This is a genomic window from Bacteroides congonensis, assembly GCF_900130125.1.
GTDB classification, from domain to species: Bacteria; Bacteroidota; Bacteroidia; order Bacteroidales; family Bacteroidaceae; genus Bacteroides; species Bacteroides congonensis.
On the sequence record NZ_FQXY01000011.1, the window covers coordinates 775,904 to 788,696 of the forward strand.

At 42.4% G+C, this 12,793-nt stretch carries 8 protein-coding genes and 1 pseudogene; all 9 read left to right on the forward strand.

All coding sequences use genetic code 11. The features are described 5' to 3' along the window. Positions 1–4: 4 nt before the first annotated feature. The 9 genes and pseudogenes from BQ7997_RS20405 to BQ7997_RS20450 all read left to right on the forward strand — a co-directional run bounded on the left by BQ7997_RS20405 (position 5) and on the right by BQ7997_RS20450 (position 12,793). Complete coding sequence (locus BQ7997_RS20405) at positions 5–1,357, forward strand: 3-keto-disaccharide hydrolase (protein WP_073348481.1); 1,353 nt, start codon at positions 5–7, stop codon at positions 1,355–1,357. Between the two features lie 78 nt (positions 1,358–1,435). Beyond that, complete coding sequence (locus BQ7997_RS20410) at positions 1,436–2,239, forward strand: FAD:protein FMN transferase (protein ID WP_073348482.1); 804 nt, start codon at positions 1,436–1,438, stop codon at positions 2,237–2,239. Positions 2,240–2,561: 322 nt separating this feature from the next. Beyond that, complete coding sequence (locus BQ7997_RS20415; RefSeq protein WP_073347836.1) at positions 2,562–3,452, forward strand: Rpn family recombination-promoting nuclease/putative transposase; 891 nt, start codon at positions 2,562–2,564, stop codon at positions 3,450–3,452. A 724-nt stretch (positions 3,453–4,176) separates the two neighbouring features. Then, positions 4,177–4,362, forward strand: a pseudogene (locus BQ7997_RS26245) (hypothetical protein); the annotation flags it as partial. Between the two features lie 13 nt (positions 4,363–4,375). Beyond that, positions 4,376–4,864, forward strand: coding sequence for an RNA polymerase sigma-70 factor (locus BQ7997_RS20430; protein WP_159436784.1), 489 nt, complete (start codon positions 4,376–4,378; stop codon positions 4,862–4,864). Positions 4,865–4,950: 86 nt separating this feature from the next. Beyond that, on the forward strand, positions 4,951–6,105 hold the full coding sequence (locus BQ7997_RS20435) for a FecR family protein (RefSeq protein WP_073347838.1): 1,155 nt from the start codon (positions 4,951–4,953) through the stop codon (positions 6,103–6,105). Between the two features lie 350 nt (positions 6,106–6,455). Continuing rightward, on the forward strand, positions 6,456–10,073 hold the full coding sequence (locus BQ7997_RS20440) for a SusC/RagA family TonB-linked outer membrane protein (RefSeq protein WP_073347839.1): 3,618 nt from the start codon (positions 6,456–6,458) through the stop codon (positions 10,071–10,073). A gap of 22 nt (positions 10,074–10,095) precedes the next feature. After that, positions 10,096–11,706 carry a RagB/SusD family nutrient uptake outer membrane protein gene (locus BQ7997_RS20445; protein ID WP_073347840.1) on the forward strand — a complete coding sequence of 537 codons (1,611 nt, stop codon included), beginning with the start codon at positions 10,096–10,098 and terminating at the stop codon, positions 11,704–11,706. Between the two features lie 34 nt (positions 11,707–11,740). Continuing rightward, complete coding sequence (locus tag BQ7997_RS20450; RefSeq protein WP_139260938.1) at positions 11,741–12,793, forward strand: hypothetical protein; 1,053 nt, start codon at positions 11,741–11,743, stop codon at positions 12,791–12,793.

A 12,793-nucleotide genomic window follows, 5' to 3' on the forward strand; every position in this document is an offset into this window, starting at 1 on the left:
GATTATGAAGAAAAATATAGTATTGACTTTACTTTTATGTTGTGCAGCCTCATTAGGCGCACAGAACTGGGAACCTCTTTTCAATGGCAAGAACCTGAAAGGATGGAAGAAACTGAACGGCAAAGCTGAGTATAAGATTGAAAATGGTGCCATTATAGGCATTTCCAGGACTAACACTCCCAATACTTTCCTGGCAACCACCAGGAACTACGGCGACTTTATCCTCGAATTTGAATTCAAGGTAGACGACAACCTGAATTCCGGCGTACAGTTCCGCAGCGAAAGCAAGAAAGAGTATCGCAAAGGACGCGTACACGGGTATCAGTTTGAAATCGATCCTTCCAAGCGTGCTTGGTCGGGCGGTATCTATGACGAAGCACGCCGGGGCTGGCTCTATCCCCTGACGCTGAACCCGTCGGCACAGACCGCTTTTAAGAACAACGCATGGAATAAAGCTCGTATCGAAGCAATCGGTAACTCTATCCGCACTTGGATAAACGGAATTCCTTGTGCCAATATCTGGGACGACTTGACTCCGGAAGGTTTCATTGCGCTGCAAGTGCATTCTATCGGCAATGATAAGAAGAAGGAAGGAAAAACAATCGGTTGGAAAAACATCCGTATCTGCACAAAGGACGTAGAACGTTATCAGACACCGGAAACGCCGGAGGTACCGGAGGTGAATCTGATTGCCAACACCCTCTCTCCGCGCGAAGCAAAAGAGGGTTGGGCGCTCCTGTGGGACGGTAAGACGACCGAAGGCTGGCGCGGCGCCAAGATTTCTTCATTCCCTGCCAACGGATGGAAGATAGAGAACGGACTATTAAAGGTAGTAAAGAGTGACGGTGCAGAATCTGCCAACGGCGGCGACATTGTGACGACCCGCAAATACAAGAACTTCATCCTGAAAGTAGACTTTAAGATTACTGAAGGTGCCAATAGCGGAATCAAATATTTCGTAAATCCGGATCTGAATAAAGGTGAAGGTTCTGCCGTCGGATGTGAGTTTCAAATACTTGATGACCAAAAGCATCCTGATGCCAAATTAGGTGTGAAAGGCAACAGAAAACTGGGTTCGTTGTACGATCTCATCCCGGCTCCGAAAGACAAACCTTTCAAGATGAAAGAGTTCAATACGGCTACCATCATCGTAAAAGGCAATCACGTGGAACACTGGCTGAACGGCGTGAAGCTGATTGAATACGACCGCAACAACGATATGTGGAATGCATTGGTGGCATACAGTAAGTATAAGGACTGGTCTGACTTCGGCAATGCAGAGGAAGGAAATATCCTTCTGCAAGACCATGGAGACGAGGTATGGTTCAAGAATGTGAAGATTAAAGAGCTGAAATAAGAGAATGCTATTATTGTGAGGGTGGACGAACTCCACCCTCTATTAATTATTTATAAATAAGTATTACCTTATTCTATGATGCAGACTGCTATTCAATATTTGTACAGATCGTCACATGATGGTGATGTATTGCTCTATGCTTGGTTTGTTTCCATGCATACACGGGTGGACATTGTCTTGTATAGTCGGAAAACCGAAAGAGAATTACTGTCTGTGATTAATTGTATTTATGATGCATTGTGCCGACTGGAAAAAACGGCAAACTTTTATGCATCAGATAGTGAACTGTCTTTGCTCAATCAGAGAGCTTCCGTTGCTCCGGTTGTTCTTAGTGAAGAACTTTATTCGATGATTGCTGTATGTTTGGAGTACAACCGTAAAACTTTGGGGTGTTTCGATGTCACAACTCATTCGGAGAATTATAATCAAACTACCATTCATTGCGTTCATTTGTCAGCCAAAGATCGTAGTGTCTATTTCTCACAACAAGGAGTTGTCATTAATTTGTCCGGTTTCCTCAAAGGATATGCTTTAGATATCATTAGAGGCATATTGAATGAAGCTATGATAAAAAATGCATTGATAAATATGGGTAACAGTTCTGTTCTTGCTTTAGGAAACCATCCGGCAGGGTTGGGATGGAAAATTAATGATATACTGCTTTATAATGAATGCCTTACTACTTCCGGTAATGACTCTCCCTGTCGTCGGCATATAGTTTCTCCTCAGGATGGAAAATTGGTGGAAGGTGTTGGACAGGTAGCTGTAGTGACAGATAATGGAGCAATTGGAGAAATTTTGTCTACTGCTTTATTCGCTGCAAACAATGGATTACGTAAGATTCTGCAAGGGGTATATTCGCAGTATCGTTTATATATATAGTAGTTCGTTAAGTTTTGAATTGTTTGCTTTGGAATGCAGTTTGGAACTTGGAGTTTTGATGCGATTGTCTTAATCTCCTATCTGAAATTTTATAATTAAAAATAATTTCACAATGAAGGGAAATGCCCTGATAACATGGGGCAAAATGAATTCTTATCTAGAACTTGCGTTAAAATCATCTTTTTCCGCTTGATTTTATCTGATTATTGCTACTTTTGTACATAACGCTTTGAAAGGCTATTAAGGCATTTCAAAGAGAGGTACATATATTGGTTATACGAAGGGCTGGATTGGCATTTCAAACTATAAAAAAGGAAAAAACATGGGAACGGAAGGAATACAGGATAAATATGTGAATCCATATACCGATTTCGGATTCAAGTTGCTTTTTGGTACAGTAATGAATAAGGAATTGTTGATTAGTTTTTTAAATGCACTCTTATTCAAAGAGGAGGTAATCAAGGATGTCACTTATCTTAATGCGGAACATCTTGGAACGCAGGAATATGACCGTCGGGCCGTATTTGATGTATATTGTGAAAATGAGAAGGGTGAGAAGTTCTTGGTTGAGATGCAGCGTGGCGAGCAGCAGTTCTTTAAGGACCGCAGTGTCTTTTATTCCACTTTCCCTATTCGTGAACAGGCTAAACGTGGGGAATGGGATTATGAGTTGAAAGCTGTCTATGTGGTAGGTATCCTGAATTTCTCCTTTGACAATTCTGATGAGGAGTATTTCCATCATGAGGTGAAGCTTGTAGACCTTTATACACACAAGGTTTTCTATGACAAACTTACCTTTGTTTATCTTGAGATGCCCAAATTCAATAAGACCGAGGATGAGTTGGAGAGCATGTTTGACAAGTGGTTGTTTGTTCTGCGTAATCTTGCCTCTTTGCTTGAACGTCCGAGAGCATTGCAGAACAGAGTTTTTGACCGCCTTTTTGAAACTGCAGAAATTGCAAAGTTTACCAAGACTGAACTGAGTGAGTACTGGGACAGTTTGAAAAATTTCCGTGACTGGTATAGTGTCATATCTACGGCGGAAAAGAAAGGTAGGGAAGAAGGAATGGAGAAAGGGCGGGAGAAAGGAAGAGAAGAAGGAGAGAAAAAGAAAGCCATAGAAGTAGCCCGTTACTTAAAGTCATCAGGAACTTCAATAGAGTTAATTATCGGAGCAACCGGCTTATCTAAAGAGGAAATAGAAATTCTATAGTGTAAATCTTGAATATGTTATTTTTGAAGGGAATATACGTATGATTGCTTTATCGGTGGTCTGACAATTCCGAACATCTTCTCCGCAATAAGGGTCTTTTTTCATAGTATCTTATTTTTTTGAAGTGAAGAAATTGTATATAAAACATTTTTTTCTCATTGACAAAGAATGCAACTTTCACGCTAAACGTTTCTTTTCCTTCATTATTATGGAATTGATAGGTGAAGTTGGTTCCATCTATTCTTTGAATGGTGTATTCCCCGATTAATGGATTGTTATCAGCACATAATTGTTCTAGATATCTTTTCCTTTGTTTCTTTCCGTTGCTCTTGGCTATAGACAATCTTTTCGGCGGACAGCGATGATATCCGTGTCTTTTCAAAGAATGCTTTGGCTTCAAAGGAGATGACCAAAAGATATTGCAAGGCTTTCACCTTGTTATAACTCTTTTCTGAAAATATACAAATAAACGGTATCCCGTTTGTTCCATTCGGAATTTTGCTTATTTTTGCAAAAGTAAGCAAGTGAAAGGATAACAATTATGGATAATCTGATCCCCAAAGATGCAACGACCGACCGTGCCAAAATGGCCACCATTCTGCGCAAAGAATCAAAGGCACCCCAAAAAAATGCTGAAGAACTTCTCGGCGAATTCTTGAAGAAAAAGGAAATCCGCTTGGAAGAAATCGTTATCGAAAAGCTTCGCAAGCTACACAACGCCAAGAATGAAGTAACTCAAGTTATTTCGAGACAACTCAATGTTAATATCCGTAAGCTGATTAATGAAATCGGTGACGGCAGTTTTGAAGGAATGATGCAATTGTGGGTATATGATGTGGGTAACGTAAAGACAATTTGTAACAATCTGAAAAAACAGAATATCAAGCAGGTAAGCCGGGTAGAAGAATAAGATGAGAAAACAAATGGAAAAAGACTACGAAACTTTATTCAAAACGTATTATAAGCAACTCTTCTACTACGCGCTTCGGTACATAAATGATACAGAATGTGCCGCCGACATTACTAATGATGTGTTTTGCTACCTTTGGGAGAAATACGACCAATTGACCTGGGACGATTCTCCCCTTCCCTTTTTGTATACTCTAACACGGAACTTTTGTGTAAACTATCTACGCAAAAAAGAAGCTGAGCAAAAAAAGTTCAATCTTCTCCTACCATCCGACATATATACTGATTCGATAGTGGAGACAATCAGGCAAGAACAGAAAATCGAACAGATTATGGAAAACATACAGCATCTTCCTCCGCAAACGCATCATATTTTCAACGAGTGCTTTATAAAAGGAAGGACTTACAAAGAAGTAGCTGATGAAAACCAAATAAGTATCAACACTGTAAAAACGCATATTAAAAGAGCCTTGGCGTTGTTACGTAAAAAAAACAACGAATAAGTATTAATAATATTCAAAAAAGAACTAACTATATCACCCTTTGAGTACTAAAAAAACGATTTATAATAAAAAAAGACAGCCAGCATATGAATCCAATAGAGAACATACCGGACTTTGTAGTCTACGCATTATCAACCCCCGAAGTTCAGCCATCGGAAGAGTTAAAGCAATGGCTGGCTCAAAGCCAGGCCAATAGAGACTTGTTTGATGAACTGCTCGCATATCGCGAAGCGGAACGCCGTCTTCTTCTTCCGGCAAACATTCCGGACATAGATCTTCAATGGGAACGGGTAAAACGGAAAAATAGGCAAAAACGAATCAGATACTATTGGACGTTCGTGGGAGTCGCAGCATCTTTACTGCTTGTTCTGTCCGTCGGCCTATATCAGATGAAAAAAAAATCTAAACTAGAATCGCAAGACATTGAAACCCAAATATCTTTGGCCGATGTCATCGACCAACCGAAAACAACCATAATCACCTACTCGGAAAACAAGTCACGTCCTATTATCCTGTCTACCCAAAAAGGGAAAACGACAGCTATCCATACTCATGTTCTTGACTATACACAGACTTCACACACACAGGCTACAGAATTACTCACTCTCACTACCCCACGCGGTAAAAGCATCCAAGTAATACTCGACGATAGCACAAAAGTATGGTTGAACGCCGAGAGCCGTTTAAGCTATCCCTCACAATTTACCGATTCTACGCGTACTGTACATTTGGAAGGTGAAGCTTATTTCAAAGTAGCTGCCAACGCCAAATGTCCCTTCATCGTAAAACATCATGCCAACACTACGCGCGCACTGGGAACCGAGTTTAACATCCGTTCTTACACCGACGAAAAAAAACATGTTACTTTAATCGAAGGGAAAGTACTTCTGACAGATACGCTGTCTCTTCAAAAAGAGATTCTTCTGCCCGGTCAGGACGCCGAATATGACTCTGACTCCAAAATGACTATTAAAAAAGTGAACCCTTATGAATTTACAGCCTGGAAAGAAGATTTGTTTTATTTCGAACAGACCGACTTGCTAAGTCTCATGAAAGTTTTAGGAAGATGGTACAACACTACAATCGTTTTCAAAGACGAAGACATCAAACAATATCGATTCACTTTCTGGGCCAAACGTTCGGACAACTTGAAAACAACCTTATCGATGCTCAACCAAATGGGGACTGTGCAGATCCGTATAAACTCACAGGAAAACACTGTCTTGGTGAGTAAACGATAAAATAGAACCTTCTTGAAGAAAATAAAACAGGTTCTTACATGGTTGTTTCACGTTGTCTGAAATGGCTCCTTATTATATTCTTTCCAAATGAGATTGCCTGGAATTAGTTAAAAATGCCAACATCCGCATCGGAATGTAGGCTCCTCTTTCGTCTTCCTATTTTGCATTAACAGTTTACATCTTACAAGAAATATATAAAGTTGCGGAATGAAGGTAAAAATGCGATTTTAAAACAAAAAGCACCTAAAAAGTAACTTTTCTTTTTCTAGTTGTCACCCATCGGTGTTGATTTTACGATATACATATAGAATATTAAAGATTTTCTATAATACGTTAAATCAATAAAAGTTATGAAAAAGATGAAGTTCGCTTTGATGTTCATGCTGCTATTATGTACGCTACAGCAGATATGGGCACAGGACAAGAAAATCTCCTTTGATTTTCAGAATGAACCCATGCCTTCTGCTCTAAAAAAGATAGCGCAGACCTACAATCAGAAGATCAGTTTTAGCCACGAAGACATATCGCCTTACAAAGCGAACGCTTCCGTGCGTGCAAAGGATGTACAAGATGCCTTGCGGCAGACTCTCGAAGGCACTCCTCTGCTTTTCAAAGAAAGAGGTGAATTCATAACCATATTTTTAGACCCTACGTCAACCGAAGCCCGTAAGAGGAAAAACCTCTGTGCCATCACCGGAAGTGTACACGATGAACTGGATGACCCTTTGCCCGGTGCAACGGTGACCGTCACTCACGAGTCACAGCAATGGGGAAGTTCGACTGATATAGATGGAAACTTCACTGTTTACGTTCCCCGTCCCATTATTGAAAAGGAGAAATGCTTCATCCAGGCAAGTTTTATCGGATTCAAGAAAGAACGTTTGGCGATAAATCCCCAGAAACTGAACATCAAGTTAGTGCTGCAAGCCTCATCCAACGAAATCAATGAAGTGGTAATCACCGGATACGGTAACATCGATGCACGCAAAAATACGAGTGCCATTACATCATTGAAGATGGATGATATCCTGATGCCTGGTATGACTTCGATCGAACAAGCACTTGAAGGACGAGTACCTGACATGATATTCATGGCAAACTCGGGTGAAGTAGGTGCTACAGCCCGTATGCGTATCCGCGGGACATCAACTTTGGTGGGTAACCGCGAACCGCTGTGGGTATTAGATGGAATTCCTCTTACGGATCCGGTAGACGTGACTACAGAACAACTCAACGATCCCGACTACATTAACTATATCGGTAATGCCATTTCGGGAATCAACCCGCAGGACATTGAACGTATTGATGTTCTGAAAGATGCCGCTGCCACCGCCCTGTATGGTACAAGAGCTGCCAATGGAGTCATTGTCATCACCACTAAAAAAGGACATATCGGAGCACCCAGCATCAATTATTCGGCAGAATTGAAGATCATTGCACGCCCCCGCTACACCGACCACAACATCAACCTGATGAACTCGCAAGAACGCATACAGTTCGGCAAGGATTTGTGCGACCTTCACTATGCATTCCCTTCCAACATGAGCATGGTGGGTTATGAAGGTGCCTACTATGACTACATCAAAGGAAATACCACCTTCGACGAATTTCAAAACCAGGTGCGCTGGTTTGAGAATGTCAATACCGACTGGTTCAAAATTCTGGCACATGATGCATTGACCCACAATCACACTTTAAGCGTATCAGGCGGTAACAAAAGTACACGATACTACGCCTCTTTGGGATACACTAGCGAAGATGCCGTGGTACGCACCCAATATAACGACCGCTACACAGGAACGTTGAATCTGCAAAGCACCATCAACAAGTCATTCCAAGTCAACTTCCGCATGAACGGAAACATCGCGAAGAAGAACTATCTGCCCAGCGAAATCGATGCCTTGGGATATGCCTACAACACCACTCGTGCACTACCTTGCTACAACCCCGACGGTTCACTCTACTATTACAAGCGTCATGCCTACAACATGGATCGTAAGGAAGACTCCTCCTATAAATACAATTACAACATCATCAACGAGATGAACAATATGTCGCAGACGTACGATTCCAACCAGCTCATTACAGCACTGGACTTGCAATACCGTTACGAACAGATTTTGGACGCAACCATGACCATGTCCTATCAACGCAGCGCAAGTACCACGGAGACATGGTATGGCGAAAAGACAAACTACGTGGCACATCTGAAGAACGGGGAATTGGAAGACACTCCGCTGAAAGGTGACGACGGTAAGTGTGCCTTGCCATACGGAGGAGTCTTGAATACAAGTAACAACATCACCGATAACATCACATTCCGCGCACAAGCTAATTATCACCAAGGAGTGGGAGCCAACCAAAAACATCTGTTGAGTGCCAGCTTGGGATACGAAGTCAGTACATACAAAAACAAAGGCTTCACCGATCAGACACGCGGATACTTTAAAGACAGAGGTATGAAATATCTTGAAGAAATGACGTTGGAAGAAATACTTCAATACCCCGATTATGCTCAATGGACTATACAACCCCATCGCACCGTACAATCAACGAAGACAAACAAGATAAGCGGATACCTTACAATGACATATAGCTACGACAACTATTTCACCGTCAACATGAACGGACGTTTCGACGCCTCCAACAAATTCGGAAGTCGCAGCAACGAAAAGTTCCTTCCGATTTGGTCTGTTTCAGGGATGTTCAATATTAAAGAGACTTTGTGCAAGGAGTTTGAAGCAGCCGATGAAATGCGTCTCCGCTTCTCATATGGTAAAACAGGTAATATGGTAGACGGACAAACACCGAACTTGCTTCTCCGACAAGGAAGTACGAACTACTATTTCGGTGAGAACTATGCAAAGGTTTACGCATATCCAAATCCCAACCTACGCTGGGAACAAACCGACGAGTACAACTTGGGATTCGACCTGTCATTCTTCCAAAACCGCTTGACAATAGGCTCTGACATCTATTACAAGAAGACTAAGGACGCATTTACTACTGTGCCGGTGTCTACCGTCAACGGTCTGTCCGCATATGTCATGAACGGTGGAAACATCACTAACAAGGGATTCAGTATTTACCTCTCCGGTTATCCCATCCGCAATGAGGATTGGCAGTGGTACCTGTCGACAAACTATTCTCTGCGTAAGAACACAGTAAACAACGACGTTATCAACAATTATAAAATAGACGACTATCTGAACGGAACGGCCATTGTGGGCGGTGAATCCATTGGCACATTTTATTCTTACGAGTTCCTCGGATTGAACCCTATTAATGGTGTGCCGGTGTTCGACGATTATAGTGACCGCCGCCACCTGTTGGAAAACAAGAGCTTGGAAGACATCGTAAAAACAGTACTTGTAAAGAGTGGAACACGTGAACCGAAATTCAACGGTTCACTATATAGCACGCTGACGTGGAAGCAACTTTCGCTCAGTACCAACTTTACCTACAACTTGGGAAACAAGATTCGCAAGTTCGCCCTTTATTCGGACATCATGAAGGGAGTCTCTTCTGAAAACAACGTACGCAAAGAGTTTATCAACAGATGGCGCGTCCCGGGCGACGAGTACAAAACAGTCTATCCGTCACTGATTAGTCCGTCCGATCCCCAATATTCCAATTATATCAACCATTACAGTGCGCAAGGAGGAAGTCTCTCGAACATCCCCAAGTATGCCAATAACCTTTGGAGTATGTACGACTACTCGAACATCCGGGTGGTATCAGGCAGCTATTTCAGACTTTCGTCACTGACATTACGCTACCGCTTTACACCGAAGATGTTACAGAAGACTCCGTTCAAGACGGCCAGCATCAATTTCTCTACCAACAACGTATTTACCATCTGTTCGAAAGAGCTGGACGGACAAGACCCGAGCCAGAGTGGATTCTCTGCCACAACCGCTCTTTCCATACGTCCGTCATACACCATGGGAGTACAGGTATCATTCTAATCATTAAAAAAGAAGAACAATCATGAAACTGAAACAAAAAGCAGCAAATATCATAAAGGCCTGTCTATTGACGGCTACTTTCTGCGGATGCAGCGATTTTCTCAGCGAGTATTCGCAAGACATGGTAATCCCTAAAAACGTGCAGCAACTGGACGAACTCCTGATTGGAGACGTCTATATGCAGAGCAACAAAATGGAATATGGTATGAACAACCAGTCATGCCAGTTTTTCAACCTGCTGGATGACGATATCAACACCGTAGGGACGAGCCTTACAGGCAGAATAGGTCACCCTTATTATAACTATGCAGTCAACTCAATGTATGGATACTATGCGTGGCAACAAGACGTACGATACAACTATCAGGCCAAAAACTATAGCAACGACAATGCTACATGGAACGACATGTATCGCCGAATCAGCATCGTCAACATCATTTTGGATGAAATAGAGTCGTTGCCTCACAAAACGGATCAAGACTATGCTGACTACCTACGGGTGAAAGGAGAGGCCTTCTTCCTTCGCGGACAATTCTATTTTGTCCTTGCCAATCTGTATGGAGATGCATACAGCCCGTCAACCTGCGCATCCAAGTTGTGCGTGCCCTTGAAGCTCAGTGCCCACGTGGAATACGACAAGGATGCCGATCGGCAATTTGAGCGCGAAAGCGTGAAACGCATTTATGAACAAATCGTTTCCGACTTGAAAGAGTCTACCCGCCTGTTGACGGAAAGTCCGCAGAAAAACCATCACCTACTGCATCGTGCCAGTTGGGAGGCTGCTTCGCTACTGCTGAGCCGTGTCTATCTTTTTATGCAAGACTGGCCGAATGCAGAAATTGAAGCCGAAAAGGTGATGAATAGTCGACTTTTCTCCTTAGCACCGACTTCCAACTTCAGTAATGAAACTCCCTTTTTGACCACTACTAATCCTGAGATCATCTTCTCGCAAGGTTCCAATCCGATCTGTTGCCGCTCCGATTGGTCGGTGACAGGACAATACGGTGACTATTGCGTGACAAACGAGCTCTATTCCATGTTCGACGACAACGACGTGCGTAAAACGACCTTCTTTGCGAAAAGACGAAATACTGTGGAGCCTCAAAACGACAGTATCGGGCTCTACAAGAAATATGAAAGGGGAATAGAGTACAGCCATATATCGGATGCCCTCATGTTGCGTATGGCCGAGGCGTATCTGAATTACGCGGAAGCCTGTGCCATGCAACCCACCAAGGCAGACAAAGCCAATTCAACACTGAACACATTACGTTCTCAGCGTATCACATCGTATGCACCCCAGACATACAGTGGTGAACAATTGGTACAGGAAATACGCAATGAACGTCGGAAAGAGCTCTGCTTTGAAGGAAAACGCTGGTTCGACCTGCGCAGGTATGCCGTATGCGAACAGTATCCTTATTCGCGCAACATCATTCATGCGTATGCAGTTTACAACGATAACTTCTCTTTCGCTACAACCGAATACTACCTGCTTCCGGCAGGAGACCCGGCGTACACCTTCAGCCTCCCACGGAAAGTGATAGAATTTGATAAGGTGCCCATGCCCGACAATCCGCGCAACAAACGGGAACCGCTCGAAAATGAAGATGAAGATAAAAAAACTGAGTAAGAATAAAGTATCATTATATTAAATGACAAAAGATATGAAACACGTTATTATTTTATTAATCGCCCTTGTTTGTGTGACATCTTGCTCGAAGGAAGATGCAATAGACAAACAGACCGTTTTGGAAAACGTGTACACTATTGAGGATGACCCCAATGACCCCGTACAGCATAAACGGTATCAGATATATCAAACATACCAAGTACCTGTATATTTCAATGACACCATCAGCGTCAAGGAAATCGGTACAGACTGGTACGGAAATCCGGTGAAACGATACGAAACGCTTGATCTGAATTGGGGGTTCGACTCGTATACCACTTCTATAAAGTATAAATATGATTACCTTCAAACTGAAGAAGACAAACTGAATGCATTGAATTTTGCTGAGCAGTATCTTCAACTGTGCAGCAGGTCGATGCGTCCCTTCAGTATCATACTTGCCGATAACCTGACATCCACATCAACCTCGCTGGTTATACCGGACAATTATTATGTGGGGTTACGTACACTTGTTTTGTTCGGTATTGCAGATATCACCGACCCCGATGAAATCATGAATACTTCACAAGCCGTCATAGGTAATATGCTTATACAGAAAATATCCGGAAACGAAACAATAGTAGATCAATTTGGAGCGGTATCCGGAAAGCTACAAGCGTATTATAAGATTTGGGGAACGGAGCTCGATTGTACAGATGTTATGAGTTGTACTAGAAAATACGGTATGAATGTAAACAACTTGTACGAGGAAGCTCCTTATGTACTATTTTATAACAAGTGGGATAAGAAGGAATACACATTCATGGAATACGTCGAGAAGTACAATCTGGCAACTAAGGAAGAAGTAGATGCCGATCGTAAACTATACTTGCAAGATATCGGACGCTATGGTTTCATCCGCGGATGGAGTGGCGGTGGGGTGATGTCTCCTCAGAATGCGAAGGAAGACTTGGGATATTTTGTTTTGGCCATTGTGGCTTTGGGTAAAGATAGATTCGCCGAACGATACGGAGCCTCTCCACTCGTCATGACGAAATTCAACATACTCTACGACTATATCACCATCGACCTGAATGTAGAACTTTAA